Below are 14,988 nucleotides of genomic sequence, written 5' to 3'. Positions count from 1 at the left end.
GCATCTGAACTCTCCCTCGACCTCCACCATGCCATCGTCCGCCGAACCCTGACCGCATGCACAGACCCACGTACCCAATATATGAAGAAGTGAGCATGCGTTTAAACATCTTGTAATGAGTCAATCACTGTGTGTGAGCATCCGGCCGGGAAACCTCGGCCGTCTCGCCGGACATCGAACCGGCGGCGAGCTCAGACCGAAGGGAGAAGCGCAGTGACACCCATCACGAGAGCCGCAGCCGTCCTGGCCGCGTCCACCGTCGCAGGTGGGTTGCTGGCTGCCGGGTCACCTTCCCAGGCCGCCACCCGCCCCACCCTCCCGGCCTGGTCCTGCAGTTACCAGGTCGCGCAGGTGCCGACCGGCACCGCCCTCGACGTCCTCTCCGGTCCAGGGATCGGGAACCGGGCGGTCGGCAGCCTGGGCTCGACCGGCCGCCGGATCCCCGGCGCGTGCCGGTCCACGCATGGCTGGAGGCAGGTCAAGGCACCCAACGGCAGAACCGGTTGGGTTCTGGCCAAGAACCTGCGCCCGGTGCGCAGTTCCCACCACCGGGCCCTGCGATGCGCCTACCAGGTCACGCGAGTGCGGCCCGGCAGCCATCTGCGCGTTCGCACCGGTCCGGGAACCGGTTACCGGATCATCGGCCGACTCCACAAGAGCGACGGGCGCGCCGCCGGCGCATGCCGGTCCGCGCACGGTTGGAGACAGGTCAAGGCACCCAACGGCAGGACCGGATGGTCCTCGACCCGCTACCTGCGCGGCATTCCAGGTAACGGCCCCGCCAGATAGCCATAGATGGCACGCCACCCCCGACCCCCGGCGCCCCTTGGCCGCCGGGGGCGGGAAACAACTCGAAGGAACGACGCGCCGACGGCTCACCGGTTGACGTCCACGCCGTCTGATTCATTCGCGAGTTGAAGGTTCGCCGCATGGGTCCCCGCAGTCAGCTGCTGCTATCTCAGAAAAGTCTCAATTAGCACTTCAATGAAATACTTGAAGCCATGGAATCCGCGCAACAACTCCAGCCCACGGCCTCGATGGCCGCTAAAGGGATTCGTCCCATGACACAGGACGACATCATCGCGTTCGTGATCGGCCTGCCGGGCGTCGTTGCAGTCACCGCAAGCGAAGCGAGCGGCGCGCCAGAAATATCCTGGGGCGACTCGTTCTTCTTCTACGACCCGGACGGCGATGCGGCCACCGACCGCCGGATGCCTTTCGCCACGATCGTCACCAAGGACTACGACGGGTTCGACACCGCCTCGAACCTGAACCGTCCCGGCGTGTTCCGCTTGAACATCGCTGTCGGCCGCACCGCATTCGAAGAGCTGATAGGCCACCCGCCCCGCGCACACGCCGCCCGGTCCGCGCGCTTCGACTACACCGCCCTCGACCAGTTGGTCCCGCACCCGGCCTACGCGACCCAAGCCTGGGTGGCGATCCTCAACCCCGGGGAGACGACCGCCGCACTGGCATGTTCAATGCTCACCGACGCCCACGCCCTGGCGGTCCAACGACACCGCCGCCGCACCTGAGCGCATAGGGCGGCAGCGGGAACTGGACCTGTTGGCAGTTCCGATTTCTCCTATACCGGGGCGGGTCCGCGCCGTCCATCGCGCGATGACGGTGCTACTTGGGAGCACGACCTCGCGATCACCTATCGCAGGATTGGCTGAGCTGCCGATGGGCGGCGATGCCGACCTCATCGCTCACCTGGCCTCGCCGACGCGCGGCGCCGGGACACTCGGCGTCCTGGACACGTGGTAGCGGTCGAGCGCGTGAGTGATCCGCAGGGCCACGGGGCTGGTCGGCGGCATGCCGCCCGCCTCGCACCGGACAATGGCCGTCTCACTGGTGCCGGCAGCGTCGGCCAGCGCTCGGGTGCTCCAGCGCTGCTTCTCCCGTGCTGTCCGTACGGTTCGCCCGAACTCGTACGATTGCCTCGCGTCCTCGAAGACCTCCGCGGCCGAGGGACCGGTCATCCGCTCATCGCAGAGCTCCGGCCAGCGCACGTGGTCGTCCGGACGGTGCGACGTGCAGTGCCGCAACGCCTCGCTGGCGCGGTCTACCTCGTAGCGCCTCTGCACGTGACCGTCTCGGAACACCGTCAGGAGCACCATCCGATGGTCGGGTCCGAACCAGTAGGTGATCCCGGCCGGTTCCAGCCCGGCGAAGAAGCGCAGCGCGTGCAGCCTGCTGAACTTGCCGGCGAGTTGCGTCGTGTGCGGCCTGGACAGCAATGCGCCCTGGATCGACAGCACGTTGATGAAGAACGCCGCTGTCGCGAAAGAGGCTGTGGGGAGCTGGTAGAGCCAGTCGAGGACCTCGGCCTCGACCTCGACCCGTCGCGTGCTCATGACGCCTGATGGTATGACTCGTCAGCATCTGCGTAACTACCCCAGTACGTGATATGCGCGCTACTCGTTGTGATGAATGTGGACCTGTGCCGGATCGGTCGGCAGGTCATGCAGCGCGGCTGCGACACCGCTCCCCTGCCGGCTGTGGCGGCAGGTGGTAAGAAATCGCCGACCGCCACGAGGCGGCTTTACGAGCCGGTGACGGCGCTGAAGGGAGTGGGGTCGAAGTACTCGGTCAGGAGGCGGAGCGTGCCGTCGTCGTTGAATTCGAACAGGCCGATGAGGTCGTTGTCGTAGGTGCTGCCGTCGGTGAGGTCGGCGTGGGTGTGCCAGCGGGCGAGGACCCGGGTGGGGTCGTGGAGGGCTTCGACTCGGAGGTCGTGGATGGTGAGCTTGGCGTAGCCGGTGAACAGTTTCCGATAGACGCTCTCCAGTTGGGCGCGGCCGGTGACCAGCCTCGGGAACCCCTCAGGAGCGTACGGGATGGCCTGTGCGCCGTCGTCGGCCCACAACGTGATCCAGACTTCGAAGTCCTGTTCCTGCTGAAGGCGGAAGTAGGTCTGCACGGCGGTCACGTTGCGGGTCCGGGTGTCCTCGGCGGGGTTCGCGAAGATCTCCTTGTTGCCGGACTCGAAGATCTGCCGGTACTCGCAGGCGGTGATCTGCCAACCGTTGGTGGTGCGGGTCAGACGGTCATCATAGAAGCCGTGGGTCGTGTAGGTGTTCTCTCCGGTGACCGTACCGGCCGCGACGTGCAGTGCCTGAACGTGGGAGCGGCAGCGCGCCCGATCGCCGTCGATCTGGATGTCGTGGTTGGTGACGGCGTGAGAGGTGGCGGCGAAGCCGTCCCAGATCCGGCGCCAGCGGTCGATCACGTCGTCGGCCGCGACGGTGTCGCTGCCCGGCCCGGAGTCGTGGTGCAGGTCGATGGTGTCGGTGAACGCCGCCCGACAGGTGATCCAGTCCCGGTGATCGGCTGCGGTGGCGACCTGGTTGACCACGTCGATGATGGCCAGCCGGTCGGCGAGTCCGGTGATGGTGATCATCGTGTCTCCTCAGCTTTCAAAGTGCTCGTCGGCTTCGGAGATCAGCCTGCCGCCGAGGGCGCCTTGCCGGCTTGGACGTGAGCGTGCAGCCGGTTTGAACGATTCCGCGAGAGCGGCGGCCGGGACAGGTTCGGTCAGGCGGCGCGCAACTCGCTGGGCGTGAGGTCGAACATCCGGCGCATGCTGCGGGTCAGATGCGAGTGGTCGGCGAATCCGGTGGCGGCGGCGATCTCGGCCACCGGCCGGTCGGTGGCCAGCAGCAGACGGCGCGCCTCCTCCAACCGTAGGAACGTCAGGCGCCGGTGCGGGGTGTCGCCGGTGGCCTCGCGGAAACAGCGGGCGAAGTGGTCCGGGCTGTAACCGACGGTGTCGGCGAGTTCGACCACCGACACCCCCTCGGCCAGCCGTGACTTCATCAGCTCCATCACCAGTTGGATCTGCCGATCGGCGAGCGGCCCGGTCGGTTCACGGACCGGGCCGGCAGCAGCGAAGTCCTGACACAACAGTGTGGCGACCGCCAAGGCGAGGGTGTCCAACAGCGGGCGGCCGTGCCGGCCGCCCTGGCGCGCCTCAGCGGAGACCGCGGTCATCAACGCGGCCAGTTGCGGGTTCGTCTCCCCGATCACGCCGCGCAACTCGAGGTCCCCCTGACCGGTCAGGCGCGTAAGCCGCGCGTGCTCCAGGGTCAGATTCAAAAAGTGCGAACGCGCCTGGATCTTGTGGGTGATCGGTTCGCCCGCAGGGTTCACCCAGACCGAGCCCGGGGGCATAGTGGCCGTCTGGGTCCGGCCGTGCTCGACCCGTTCGAAGGCCAACGGCTCGGTATCCAGGTTCACCGCGATCATGTGCTGTTCGACGACCAGATCCTGGACGTCCCAGCCCGGCATCCGGCCGCCCTCGACCGCTATTCCACGCCAGCCCAGTCCGCTGCTGGTCACCTCCAGCGACGCTCGGTCATGCGCCGCGACCAGTGCCCGGTCCGCGCCGCCGCGGAACTCGATCGCACTGCGCGGTGTCAGGAGGGGCTGAGAGGTAGACGGAAACGACGCCACGCTCCCATGCTGCCAAACCGACCGGGCGACTCATCACAGGCCGGGCTCCACCGCCGAGACGTGACATCCCGGCCGCGACACTCTGGGCACGGCTCCTTGCTCGCTGGTACCTGGACGTAGCGGCACGGGTGGTGGCGCGCTGGGCGCGAGCCAGGGGCCGGGTACACGCCGGTGACGCCGAGCGGGTGTGGTCCGGGAGTCCGGCATTCGACCATTGACCTCAACTCTGGTCGAGGTTGAAGGATGGGGGCGCAAGGGTTTGCCCCGCATCTGACTGTGAGGAGCGTGTCGGTGAGCGCGGATTCCGGCTTCTACTCGATCATCGATTACACCGTGGACGGCCCCGACACCCAGCGGGAGCTGGTGGAGGCCTTCGCGGAGATTCAGGAACGCTGGGTGCGGTTCTATCCGGGCTACCGGTCTGCCCGCTTCCACGTGAGCGTCGACGGCACCCGCGTCTACAACATCGTGCACTGGGCCGGCGAGGCCGACTACCGCCATTTCGAGGCGACATCCGGCACCCAGGGCCGGATGGCCGCGATCGGCCACGCACTGGAGGGCATGTCAGGCAATGCCGAACCGCGGATGAGCGGCGACCCCCGATACGTGGTGGTGCGCGAGGTGGGGCCCGGCCCCCAGCGGACCGACTCCTGAAGCCGCGCCATGCCAGAGAATGATCCGGTGGCGGGTGGTGGGGTGATCAGGCGGCTGCCCGCATTGATCTGATCCGGCGCCTCGGCGCTGCAGAGGGCCTGAAGCTCAACCTGCACAAGGCTCGGCCGGTCAACACTTTCGACGCCCACCGGCTCCTCCACCTCGCCGCCGCCTGCGGCCGAGCCGACCAGATGCTGGAACACCTGCTCGGTGCCTACCACACCGACGGATCCGACATTGCCGACCCGTATGTGCTGCAACGCCTGGGAGCCGAGGCCGGTCTCGACACCGGCGACGTCGGCGCCCTGCTGTCCGGGGACGCCTACGCCGGCGCCGTCCGGGCCGACGGGGAACACGCCGTTGAGGACGGCGTCACCGGCGTCCCCGCACTGGTCGGCACCCGGCCTCCGGTGTCGGCCGTCCAGCCACCCGCAGAGCTGACCCGGCTGCTGGAGCGCAGCATTACCGACCGGCCCGGCTGATGCCGCCCGGCACCGGGACGACGTGCAGTCGCGCTGCGGTTCCTGCTCATGGCTTGAGTGCGAGTCCTCCGTACATCAGCTTCTGGCCGATGGTGAGCTCGTCGGGGACGGGGCCGTCAGGTCGCCAGTTCGGGAGCGGGACCACGCCGGGTTCGAGGAGCTGGAGGCCACTGAAATAAGCGTGGATCTCTTCTTCGGTCCGGAAGCGGCCGGTTCCGAGGAGTGCGAGGAACTTCTCTTCGGCGTCGCGGGCGTCCTGGCTGGAGGCGCAGAAGTGGGTGACGAACAGATGGCTGCCGGAGGGGACGGCGTTCATGAACATGTCGACGATGCGCTGGGGGCCTTCGTCGTCGTGCAGGTGGTGCAGGATGCCCACCAGCATGATCGCGACCGGTTGAGTAAAATCGATCAGGTTTCTGACCTCTGGGTCGCCGAGAATGCTCTCTGGTTCCCGGACGTCGGCGGTCACCACCGTCGTCCGGTCGTTCTCGACGAGCAGGGCACGGCCGTGGGCCAGCACCATCGGGTCGTTGTCGACGTAGACGATGCGTGACTCCTTGGCCACCTCCTGGGCCACATGATGGGTGTTGCGCACTGTGGGCAGACCCGAACCGAGATCGAGGAACTGCCGGATTCCCTGGTCGGCGAGGAACCGCACTCCTCGGCCGAGGATCTGGCGATTGTAGGTGGCCACGTCATAGATCTCGGGCACGACCTTGACGATCTCACCGACGAAGGCGCGGTCGACCGCGAAGTTGTCCTTGCCGTTCAGCACGACGTCATAGGCCCGGGCAATGCTCGGCTTGGTGATGTCGACCCCTTTGGCCGCCCATTCCGCCTGCTGCTCGTTCACCAAAGTCTCCGTCCAGGGATGCTTACGACGCATTAATCGCTGTAGATGATCATAAGTGCCCGCCCTAGGGGAATACGGCCGATTCGCCGTTTGGGTGCGATGCGTGAGGATCTGAGCGCCCGCTCAGCCCCTACGGGTTCGGTCAACTCGAGCCTGACCCGCTGCACTCGTCTCAGCGATCCGGCGGCGGTTCGGCTGCGTGATCCCCGCCCTGGAGACATCGGCGTTGACGGACTCGCACACCTGGCCGAACTCATACACGTACAACTCGCTCAAGACTGACCGACCCCGGTTCGGCCTCTTTCCTTCTGAGACGCGTACCGACCGGCGGTCTCAACGCCGGAGGAGGACTTCCTGGGCCACCGAGGCGACCAGCGTCCCTTCGACATCCCGCATCGAGCCCTGGGCCAGGCCGCGGACGCCGATGTGGGCGACCGGACTCATGGTGTACAGAAGCCACTGGTCGACCCGGGCTTGCCGGTGGAACCAGATCGAGTGGTCGAGACTCACCCTCAGGCCGTAGGACACATCCGATTCCGGTGAGCGGGCGGCGCGCACGACGGCGATGTCCGACAGGTAGGTGAGCAGGCACGCATGGAGGTCCGGCTCGATGTCGACGGGCACCGGCACCCGTACCCAGAAGGGATGGGAGATCGGGAAGCCCTCGGGATCAGGGGTGACGACGGGACGGATCTCGAATGCCTGGCCATCTCCGAACAGCCTGGAGAGCCGCACGGGCCGCAGGTCCTCAGGTGGCGGCACGGACAGCGGCGCGACCGCCTGCCAGTCCTCCCCCGGTTCGGGGTCGTGGAAGGATGCGATCATTTCGAATATCGGCTTGCCCTCCTGGACGGCCGTCACGGAGCGGGTGGAGAACGTGCGCCCGTCGCGCGTCCTGGCGACCTCGAAACGCAGAGGTTCCTCCGGTCGTCCGGGACGGATGAAGTAGGAGTGCAGGGAATGCACGTTTCTGGACCTGCCGACGGTGAGGCCCGCGGCGCGCAGGGACTGTGCCGCCACCTGGCCACCGAAGGTCCGTCCCCTCCCGACCCCGGGAAAGAGGGCCTCGAACAGATCGCTGTCCAACTGCTCCAGCTCCAGCGCCTTCTGAAACGATGATGCGTCGGTCACGATGCCTCTCTTCCAGACGGGGCGTCAGATTCGGCGGGGGCCGTCCTGCCGGTAAGGAGCGCGGCAGCCGTGCCTGCAGTTCGCGGGTCTGCCATCGACCGCGGCCTCGTCACCTGTCTCGCCGGTCGGAGACGATTTCGTCCCGACCGGACGCGAACTCGGACCGGCCCGGGCGTCCGGGGTCAGCCGATGCGGACTGGGAGCGTGCGTGGTCCTCGGACCTGACCTGCGGCCCATGTCACCGCCGAGGGGTCGTCCAGCGTGAAGGCGGGGATCCGCTCCAACCAGACTTCGAGGGCGACCCGAAGCTCCATGCGTGCGAGGTGGGAACCCACGCAGCGGTGGATGCCGAGGCCGAACGCGGCGTGCCGGTTGACCTCGCGATCGATGACGACCTCACTGGCCCGGTCGAACTGCGCGGCGTCACGGTTGGCCGCAGGGAACGACAGCAGGATCCAGTCGTCGGCCTTCATGTCCACGCCGTTCCAGTGCATGTCCTCCTTCACCAGTCTTGCCATCGTGACCGGCGCGTAGGCCCGGAGGAGCTCCTCCATCGCGGCCGGCAGCAACTCGGGCTCGGCCACGAGGCGCTCACGATCGTCGGGCGTCTTCGCCAAGTGCCACAACGAGGCGCCGATCGCGCTCCACGTCGTGTCGATGCCGGCGATGAGCAGCAGGGCCATCGTGCCGGAAACGTGGGACGGGTCGAGCTTGTGCCCGTTGAGCTCGGCGTTGATGAGGTAGGTCGTGAGGTCGTCGCGCGGGTTGTCGATGTGGTCGTGGATCTGCGTGAGCAGGTAGTCGAACAGGTCTTCCATCCGCGCGATGCGCTCTTCGGGTGGCAGGTTGACGCCTTCGAGCGCGTTCTCGACGAAGTCACGGAACCGCGGTCCGTCCTCCGGGGGGAAGCCCAGCATGTCGGCGATGACCCGCATCGGGATGTGCTGGGCGTAGTCGTGGGCGGCGTCGACGACGTCCCGTCCCTCGAACGCGTCGATGAGCGAGTGGCAGAACGCCCTGGTCGCCGTCTCCAGCCTCGCGACCACGGACTTGGTGAACGCCGGGAGCAGCAGCTTGCGCGCGCCGTGGTGGAACGGCGGGTCGGACGAGATCGGCGGCACGGCGCCCATCGGCGCCAGCTCGCGTGGCGGGCGGAAGTTGCTCGCGATGATCGCCCGCGAGGAGAAGCGTTCGGTGTCGTAGGCGATGGCCGCGACGTCCTCGTAGCGCGTCGGCAGCCAAGCGCCGCCGAACCGCTCGGTGTGCGCGATCGGGCAGCGCTGCCGCAGGTCGTCCTGGAGGGGGTAGGGATCGGCGGCCCATTCCGGCTCGAGGTGGGAGAAGTCGGTCGCCCAGTCCGACACCGGGCCGGTGATGATCTCGTTGCGCGTGCCGAGGGGACGACCTTCGCGCATCTCCTGGAAGTCCTCGGCGAAGCGGTCGTCGGCGGTCATGTCACGCCTCCTTGAGAACGTTGATCGCACGTTCGGGACAGTTGGACGCCGCCAGCAGCGCGTCGTGTTCCTTGCCCGACGGCACGACGCCGTCGCCGTCGCCGTCGCCGAGGACCGTCCCGTAGCCCTCGTCGTCCTCGCCGAACAGGTCGGGGACGAGGTCGTAGCAGCGGCCATGCCCCTGGCAACGCCCAGAGTCGATCTGCACTTTCACTGCGTTTCTCCCATCTGTGCCGTGGAGTCGGTGGGGGCCAGGGCACCCACGACGCGGGTCAGCAAGGCGGCCCACTCCTCGCCGCCGACCCCATGCAGGTCCGGCGGGACGAGCGCGCTTCCCATCGCCAGCAGAAGGCAGAAGTGGGCGAAAGCGTTCGGCGACAGCGCTGGGTCGAGCTCGCCCCCGGCCTGGGCGACATCCACCAGCCCGACGAGCCAATCGGCGCGTTCTCCCACGTAGTCGCGCATCAGCCGGGCCACGTCCTCGTGGCGCCGGGCGGCGACCAGCGCCTCGACGATGAGATGGCCGCGGGCGTCGCGGCGGCGGGGAAGCGACCGGCCGATCACGAGCAGCAGCTCGGCGATCGAGCGATCGGGATCGGCTGCGAACAGGTAGTCGGCGAGCAGCCGCCGCCCGTGCGCGCGCAGCGCGGCCACCAGCAGTTCCGCCTTCGAGCCGAAGTGCGCGTACAACGCACCATTGCTCACCCCCGCGGCCGCGGCGATGTCGGCGACGCGCGTGCCGTCGTACCCGCGCTCGGCGAAGACGTCCGCGGCCGCGCGCAGTAGCCGCTCTCGGGTCTCGGCGGCGGTGACGCCTGCGATGCGGCCCATGACGGAATTAAAAGACCGTTCATTTGATACGTCAAGGGTGGGCGTGGGCCCGGTGGAGAACGCCGATCCGGCCCATCGAGTCGGCTCGATGGGCCAGATCGGCTACTACTGAGATGCCGTCACCGGCGGCCCGTCCGACCAACCCGACCAGCGCCGGCCGCCCACGGTGACCACATGGGACGACCTCGGAGAACGCCGTGTTTGGACACCGGTTCACACGGTAGGACACATCAGGACAAAAGGGGCAAAAGGTTAGCGAGGTGTGTCCGATGATAGTCATGGCGATCTTGGGTCCGGTCGTCGTCCTCGCGCTGCTGATGGCCCTGCAACGGCTGGAGTCGGCGTTACTGCCCGATGGCGATGAGGAAGCCGCCCGCCACCCGGACGCCCCCGCCGCAACACCTGAGGCAGGTCCCTTCGAGTCGCCGTAAGAGGGGGCACGACCATGGATCACCGGATTTCATCACGACGGTCGATGAAGCCGCCGCGCACGCGCGGGCCTTACTCATGTGTCTCACGTCCGAATGAAGGCTGAAATGCTGATGCCTCTCAAGACATGAGCAAGATGTGAGCACCCAAGCAAGAACGTCGAGGTTCGAGGCGGTCTACACCGAGACCTATGAACAGATCCTCGGGTACGCCATGCGCCGCTGCCCGAGCCCAGAGGATGCGGCCGACGTCGTGGCCGAGACCTTCGCGACCGCCTGGCGGCGAATCGACGCCCTCCCGCACGGTGACGAGGCGAGGTTGTGGCTGTACGGCGTTGCCCGCAACACCCTCGCCAATCACCGCCGCGGCCAGGTGCGCAGACAGCAGAGGAGCGCCGAGCTGAACGTCGACATCGCCGAGCTCTACTCCCGCACGCCTGAGGGCGTTGCCGAACTGAACACCATCGCCAGAACGTTCCGCGAGCTGAGCGACGACGACCGCGAGCTGCTGTCGCTGGTCGCCTGGGAGGGCCTCGATAACGCCCAGATCGCCAAGGTCATGGGTGTGTCCCGCAACGCGGTGCGCATCAGGCTGCACCGCGCGCGCAAGCGCTTCTCCCAAGCCCTGGCCAGTGCCGGAGTGACAGCCCACCACTTTGCGATGGAGTCCGCATGAACGAGTTGCAGCAGATCGCCAGAGTGGATGACAAGGACCTCGCCGGCCAAGCGTCGGGCGCGGGAGCGCAGGCACTCCTCGCCGCCATCGTCGCCGAGGAGCCCGCTCCCGCCCCGCGGCGACGGCCCCTGAAGCGGATACTGCCGGCCGCCACGGCCACCGCAGCGCTCGCGGCCGCGGCCCTGATCGGCCCGAGCGTCGTCAACGGCAAGGGCACCGCCACCTCCTACGCCAGCTCGGCCATCGAGGTCTGGAAGGAAGGCGACCGGTGGAAGAGCCGGATCAAGGACCCGTTCGCCGACCCGGCGGAGTTCGAGAAGGCCTTCCGCGCCATCGGCGTCGACGTGACGCTCGAGCTCGAGCCCGCTTCCCCGCGGTTCGTGGGCCAGATCTTCGAGAGCGGTGCCGTCCTCAGGGGGAAGTCCGGCACCTCGTTCTTCACGGTCGACCAGGAGCCCGAAGGCTGCGCGCTCACGAGCCCGGGCTGCACCATGCTGCTGTCCTTCTCCACCAATACCGCCGGCCAGCACTTCAAGGTGGGCCGGCCGGCCAAGCCGAAAGAGGCCTACGAGGACAGCGCCCTGGCCACCACCAAGAGCGGCTCACTCGCCGGGTACCGGGTGGACGAGAAGACCGTGCGCGAGGTCGTACCGGAGATCGAGAAGCGCGGCCTGAAAGTCGTTTACCAGATCATCGATCCCAACCCCAACAGCTACGGCTTCACGATGGACCCGAAAAGGCAGAACACTCGCGTCGGCGACGACTGGGTCGTCTGGGAGGCACAGGAGGCGCAGCTCGGCGTGGTCCGGCTGCTCGTCACCGACAAGCGCTACGACAAGAACCCGGTCTACGGCGGCCCGCGCGACAAGGTCATCAAGGACTAGCTCCGCGGCCTGCTCGCCCGGCGGATCGCGGGGATCCAGCCGACGGCGTAGGACCGTGGCGCTCCAACGGTCACTCTCTCCGGGAGATGGGGCGGGGCCACGGCACCTGATGGCTCGTGTCAGCAGTGCGCAGGATCAGGTCCCGCCCCCATCGTGCCTTGCCGCCACCACCGCACCGGTCGGAACGCGCACCCGGTACGGGTCGGCCGCCCAAAGCCGACGCGCTTCGCATTGTCCGCGACTACGCCGCCTGACCCACCGGCGTCCGCGGTCAGCCGCCTCGAGGAACGCGGCGTAGCACTTTGCCTTTGATGTCAGCTGCCAGGTACGCGCCGCCGTATTCGTCGCTGAGGTACATCAGCATGACCGGTCGATCATTGGCGAAAGCCCATGCCGGGTCCACGACCAGGTAGCGATTGGTCGGCTTGGCAACGCCGAGCGTGCGCTCCGAATCCGGCTCCGGCCAGCGAGCAGACGACGCGCTTGCCCACATTGCCGGTCGCACCGGTCACCAGAACCCTGCTCACGGGCCGACCGTAGAACCTCAACTCTTGTTCAGGTCAATTCCGGCCGCACCGGAGCGCGCCTCCCCGCCCGCCACGGCTGCCGTACGCGCCGGCCGGGCGCCGGCCGCCGCGTCACCGTCGCAGGTTCTGCGGGCACCCCACCCACGGCTTGTCAGAACGCGACGCCGCAGCGCAGCAACACGTTCGCGCGAGGACGTGGTCGGTGTGGCCCAGCCGGGCGAACGCACCGGCGAGGGTGGCGTTCAGGATCCCGGCGCGCTTCACGGCTCCGCCACCTCTTCCAGCGTGGGATAGGAACCCTGTGCGCCTTCCCGTCGTACGGCCGCGGCGCCCACCCGGGCCGCGAAACGGGCCGCGGTCGCCAGGTCGTCGCCCACCGCGAGCCGCCACGAGAGCGCTCCGGTGAACGCGTCCCCGGCGCCGGTGGTGTCCACCGGCTCGGCCTTCGGGCTCGGCACCACTTCCACGTCGGTACCGTCGGCGACGACCGCGCCGTCCGCACCGAGGGTGATCACCACCGACCGCGGGCCGAGCGCCAGCAGCGCCCGGGCCCACCGAGGGCCGGGCTTCCCGCTCAGGTCCTGCGAGGAGCCGAGCAGGAAGGCCGCCTCATGCTCGTTGACGACGAGCGGGTCGCAGAGCGCGAGCAACTCGTCGGTCAACCGGTCGGGTGGTGAGAGGTTGAGCACCACCCGGGCACCGGCCTCGGCGGCGACCCGCGCCGCCGCCAGCACGGTAGGAATCGGGATCTCGAGCTGGAGCGAGACCACTGCGGCCGCCGTGAGCAGCGGGCGCGCCCCCGCGATGTCGGCCTCTGACAACCACCTGTTCGCGCCCGGCGAGACGATGATCGTGTTGTCACCGTCCGGGCCGATCGTGATCAACGCGACTCCGCTGGGACCGGGTGTGCTGATCACGCTCTCGACCTCGACGCCCTCGCGGCGGAGCGTCCCCCTCAGGAACTCCCCGTGCGTGTCGTCGCCGACCCGGCCGAGCATCGCGACGCGTCCCCCGAGCCGTGCGGCGGCGACCGCCTGGTTGGCGCCCTTGCCGCCCGGATGGGTCGCGAGATCCGAGCCGAGGACGGTCTCGCCGGGCGCCGGTCGCCGGTCGACGCGTACCACGAGGTCCGCGTTGACCGATCCGACCACGACGACGTCGTGGGGCTTCGCAGTCATGGCCGCCTTCAGAAGCTCGTGAGCTGGGCGATGTTCTCCTTCGTCGCGACCTTCACGGGCACGGCGATGGTCTTCTGGATGGTTTCGCCCTTCGCCGCCTTGATCGCGCTCTGGACGGCCAGCCGGCCGAGCAGCTTGGGCTGCTGGGCGATGGTGGCGCTGAGCATACCGTCCTGGATCGCCGCACGTTCTTCGCCGGGTTCTCGGGCTGCCCTCGAGGACGCCTTCGACACTCGGCCGGCGAGTGCGACCCCCCTTCTGCTCCTGGCGCGATCGGATTCGCGCATCCCGGCCCGGCAGGAATCCGCGGAGTGCCGGTGTGGCGTCGGCGGCGACCGGGACGGCGATATGGGCCAAGCCCGCGTATCCGTGGCACAGCGAGGTATCGGTGGTCGCCGCGAGCTGGACTGGGTCGGTCAGAGCGCAGGCCAGGGCGTCCCCGGCCATGGCCTGCCGATCAGTGTCGGCGGTGGCCAGGGCGGCGAGTTGCTGGGCTACGGCACCGCGCGGGCCAGGCCCGCGCGGTGCCGTAGCACCAGGACGGCCGCAGGGTGCCAACCAGATTCAGGCCGCCGGCGCGGACTTCCTCGCGGGTGACAAAGCTGATCAAGACGATGCGCCGGCTCATGATCGCCAACGTCCGCGCCCTGTGCGACCCCACGAAAGGCGGTCCGCTCACCGGACATGAGGAGAGGGTGAGCGCCTTCGAGCACGCCGGGCAGGCCCTGGCCCACCTGTCGCGCCACGGCCGGCTGACACCTCAGAACGGAACGGTCACCGGTGGCGGACCCGCGCTGTTTCGCCTGGTCCGGTTCTGGTCACGCCGATGGGCGACCGGAGCGGTCGGCGAGGCGCCCGGGCGGGAGCGCAAGGTTCAGGACGTGATGGTGCTGGAGGCCGTCGACACGGCCGCGCGGTCGAAGGCGGGGGTCTCGGTCGCCGATGTCGCCCATCAGCTGGGGATCGACCGTTCGGGCGCGAGCCGGTTCGTGGCGGACGCGATAGAGAGAGGCCACCTCCGGCGTGCGGCGTCGGACGAGGACGCGCGGCGCGCGGCGCTGACCGTCACCGCCGCCGGGTCGGATCTCCTCGCCGGTGCGCACGCGTGGCAGGAAGCGGCCTACGCGGCACGCTGCCGCAACTCCACGATCGAGGTGAAGTCCGGCTGGTCGAGGCACTGGCCGTCGGCTGGGCCGTGACCCCGACCCCGGCGGCGCCCCCCGGCAAGACGGTGTGAACCGGCCACCGCGTTCCGGGCCACGGGCGATACCTCCTGAGGAGATACGGCCGATATCGACGCCCGGACCACACAAAGGCTATCTATTGAACGAATTCCCATATATCCGATTCGGGCCACTAGAACGCACCTCTGCGATTTCACAAGAATGGCGTTCTGTTCATCCATCACGATGACACCCAGCCATTGATTCGATAA

The 14,988-nt window shown here is 68.2% G+C and carries 20 protein-coding genes; 8 read left to right on the top strand and 12 right to left on the bottom strand.

Features of this window, described 5'->3' with window-relative positions:
• Window positions 1-213: 213 nt before the first annotated feature.
• Window positions 214-789: an SH3 domain-containing protein gene (locus HKK74_RS37300; RefSeq protein ID WP_187248153.1), complete on the top strand. Its 576-nt coding sequence runs from the start codon at window positions 214-216 to the stop codon at window positions 787-789.
• A 212-nt stretch (window positions 790-1,001) separates the two neighbouring features.
• Window positions 1,002-1,535, top strand: a complete 534-nt coding sequence (locus HKK74_RS37295) for a DUF6194 family protein (protein ID WP_246492370.1) — start codon at window positions 1,002-1,004, stop codon at window positions 1,533-1,535.
• A gap of 174 nt (window positions 1,536-1,709) precedes the next feature.
• On the opposite strand, the gene HKK74_RS37290 is transcribed toward HKK74_RS37295, so the two are convergent.
• The 3 genes from HKK74_RS37290 to HKK74_RS41740 form a co-directional block, all read right to left on the bottom strand.
• Window positions 1,710-2,357, bottom strand: a complete 648-nt coding sequence (locus HKK74_RS37290; protein WP_187248152.1) for a helix-turn-helix domain-containing protein — start codon at window positions 2,355-2,357, stop codon at window positions 1,710-1,712.
• 188 nt (window positions 2,358-2,545) lie between these two features.
• Window positions 2,546-3,403: a nuclear transport factor 2 family protein gene (locus HKK74_RS37285; RefSeq protein ID WP_187248151.1), complete on the bottom strand. Its 858-nt coding sequence runs from the start codon at window positions 3,401-3,403 to the stop codon at window positions 2,546-2,548.
• A gap of 134 nt (window positions 3,404-3,537) precedes the next feature.
• Entirely contained in the window at window positions 3,538-4,455 is a 918-nt protein-coding gene (locus HKK74_RS41740) for a helix-turn-helix domain-containing protein (protein WP_187248150.1), read from the bottom strand.
• 291 nt (window positions 4,456-4,746) lie between these two features.
• Here HKK74_RS41740 and HKK74_RS37275 point away from each other — a divergent pair, with 291 nt between their 5' ends.
• A complete protein-coding gene (locus HKK74_RS37275) occupies window positions 4,747-5,109 on the top strand; it encodes an antibiotic biosynthesis monooxygenase (protein WP_187248149.1) in 363 nt (120 codons plus the stop codon).
• Between the two features lie 62 nt (window positions 5,110-5,171).
• A complete protein-coding gene (locus tag HKK74_RS37270; protein ID WP_187248166.1) occupies window positions 5,172-5,591 on the top strand; it encodes a DsbA family protein in 420 nt (139 codons plus the stop codon).
• A gap of 46 nt (window positions 5,592-5,637) precedes the next feature.
• On the opposite strand, the gene HKK74_RS37265 is transcribed toward HKK74_RS37270, so the two are convergent.
• The 5 genes from HKK74_RS37265 to HKK74_RS37245 form a co-directional block, all read right to left on the bottom strand.
• Window positions 5,638-6,444: an SAM-dependent methyltransferase gene (locus tag HKK74_RS37265; protein ID WP_312882164.1), complete on the bottom strand. Its 807-nt coding sequence runs from the start codon at window positions 6,442-6,444 to the stop codon at window positions 5,638-5,640.
• Window positions 6,445-6,777: 333 nt separating this feature from the next.
• Complete coding sequence (locus HKK74_RS37260; protein ID WP_187248147.1) at window positions 6,778-7,575, bottom strand: acyl-CoA thioesterase; 798 nt, start codon at window positions 7,573-7,575, stop codon at window positions 6,778-6,780.
• Window positions 7,576-7,757: 182 nt separating this feature from the next.
• Complete coding sequence (locus HKK74_RS37255; RefSeq protein WP_187248146.1) at window positions 7,758-9,029, bottom strand: cytochrome P450; 1,272 nt, start codon at window positions 9,027-9,029, stop codon at window positions 7,758-7,760.
• Window position 9,030: 1 nt separating this feature from the next.
• Window positions 9,031-9,243 carry a ferredoxin gene (locus HKK74_RS37250; protein ID WP_187248145.1) on the bottom strand — a complete coding sequence of 71 codons (213 nt, stop codon included), beginning with the start codon at window positions 9,241-9,243 and terminating at the stop codon, window positions 9,031-9,033.
• Window positions 9,240-9,860 carry a TetR family transcriptional regulator gene (locus tag HKK74_RS37245; RefSeq protein ID WP_187248144.1) on the bottom strand — a complete coding sequence of 207 codons (621 nt, stop codon included), beginning with the start codon at window positions 9,858-9,860 and terminating at the stop codon, window positions 9,240-9,242. Before HKK74_RS37245 ends, HKK74_RS37250 begins: the two co-directional genes overlap by 4 nt.
• Before the next feature lie 278 nt (window positions 9,861-10,138).
• Between HKK74_RS37245 and HKK74_RS37240 the strand changes: the two genes are divergently transcribed.
• From HKK74_RS37240 to HKK74_RS37230, 3 genes are all read left to right on the top strand, one after another.
• Window positions 10,139-10,291 (top strand): hypothetical protein, encoded by a 153-nt coding sequence (locus HKK74_RS37240; RefSeq protein WP_187248143.1) that lies wholly within the window; start codon window positions 10,139-10,141, stop codon window positions 10,289-10,291.
• Window positions 10,292-10,427: 136 nt separating this feature from the next.
• Entirely contained in the window at window positions 10,428-10,964 is a 537-nt protein-coding gene (locus HKK74_RS37235) for an RNA polymerase sigma factor (RefSeq protein WP_187248142.1), read from the top strand.
• Entirely contained in the window at window positions 10,961-11,848 is an 888-nt protein-coding gene (locus tag HKK74_RS37230; RefSeq protein WP_187248141.1) for a hypothetical protein, read from the top strand. The genes HKK74_RS37235 and HKK74_RS37230 overlap by 4 nt, the downstream gene beginning before the upstream one ends.
• A 271-nt stretch (window positions 11,849-12,119) precedes the next feature.
• Here the strand turns inward: HKK74_RS37230 and HKK74_RS37225 are convergent, their stop codons facing one another.
• The 4 genes from HKK74_RS37225 to HKK74_RS37210 all read right to left on the bottom strand — a co-directional run bounded on the left by HKK74_RS37225 (window position 12,120) and on the right by HKK74_RS37210 (window position 13,720).
• Entirely contained in the window at window positions 12,120-12,341 is a 222-nt protein-coding gene (locus HKK74_RS37225) for a hypothetical protein (RefSeq protein WP_187248140.1), read from the bottom strand.
• Between the two features lie 145 nt (window positions 12,342-12,486).
• Window positions 12,487-12,639, bottom strand: coding sequence for a hypothetical protein (locus HKK74_RS37220; protein ID WP_187248139.1), 153 nt, complete (start codon window positions 12,637-12,639; stop codon window positions 12,487-12,489).
• On the bottom strand, window positions 12,636-13,553 hold the full coding sequence (gene rbsK / locus HKK74_RS37215) for a ribokinase (RefSeq protein ID WP_187248138.1): 918 nt from the start codon (window positions 13,551-13,553) through the stop codon (window positions 12,636-12,638). The genes HKK74_RS37220 and rbsK overlap by 4 nt, the downstream gene beginning before the upstream one ends.
• A gap of 8 nt (window positions 13,554-13,561) precedes the next feature.
• Window positions 13,562-13,720, bottom strand: a complete 159-nt coding sequence (locus HKK74_RS37210; protein WP_187248137.1) for a hypothetical protein — start codon at window positions 13,718-13,720, stop codon at window positions 13,562-13,564.
• A gap of 426 nt (window positions 13,721-14,146) precedes the next feature.
• Between HKK74_RS37210 and HKK74_RS37205 the strand changes: the two genes are divergently transcribed.
• Window positions 14,147-14,752 (top strand): MarR family winged helix-turn-helix transcriptional regulator, encoded by a 606-nt coding sequence (locus tag HKK74_RS37205; RefSeq protein ID WP_187248136.1) that lies wholly within the window; start codon window positions 14,147-14,149, stop codon window positions 14,750-14,752.
• Window positions 14,753-14,988 lie beyond the last annotated feature (236 nt).

This window comes from Actinomadura alba (assembly GCF_014323705.1).
Lineage (GTDB): Bacteria > Actinomycetota > Actinomycetes > Streptosporangiales > Streptosporangiaceae > Actinomadura_C > Actinomadura_C alba.
The sequence above is the reverse complement of the archived record's forward strand: the minus strand, read 5'-3'. Positions and strand labels throughout refer to the sequence as shown.

Bases quoted from the DNA above. Each gene is read 5' to 3' on its own strand.
- HKK74_RS37225 (WP_187248140.1), bottom strand. From the start codon at position 12,341: ATGTGGGCAAGCGCGTCGTCTGCTCGCTGGCCGGAGCCGGATTCGGAG.
- HKK74_RS37255 (WP_187248146.1), bottom strand. From the start codon at position 9,029: ATGACCGCCGACGACCGCTTCGCCGAGGACTTCCAGGAGATGCGCGAA.
- HKK74_RS37230 (WP_187248141.1), top strand. From the start codon at position 10,961: ATGAACGAGTTGCAGCAGATCGCCAGAGTGGATGACAAGGACCTCGCC.
- HKK74_RS37295 (WP_246492370.1), top strand. From the start codon at position 1,002: ATGGAATCCGCGCAACAACTCCAGCCCACGGCCTCGATGGCCGCTAAA.
- HKK74_RS37240 (WP_187248143.1), top strand. From the start codon at position 10,139: ATGGCGATCTTGGGTCCGGTCGTCGTCCTCGCGCTGCTGATGGCCCTG.
- rbsK (WP_187248138.1), bottom strand. From the start codon at position 13,553: ATGACTGCGAAGCCCCACGACGTCGTCGTGGTCGGATCGGTCAACGCG.
- HKK74_RS37245 (WP_187248144.1), bottom strand. From the start codon at position 9,860: ATGGGCCGCATCGCAGGCGTCACCGCCGCCGAGACCCGAGAGCGGCTA.
- HKK74_RS37285 (WP_187248151.1), bottom strand. From the start codon at position 3,403: ATGATCACCATCACCGGACTCGCCGACCGGCTGGCCATCATCGACGTG.
- HKK74_RS37210 (WP_187248137.1), bottom strand. From the start codon at position 13,720: ATGCTCAGCGCCACCATCGCCCAGCAGCCCAAGCTGCTCGGCCGGCTG.
- HKK74_RS37290 (WP_187248152.1), bottom strand. From the start codon at position 2,357: ATGAGCACGCGACGGGTCGAGGTCGAGGCCGAGGTCCTCGACTGGCTC.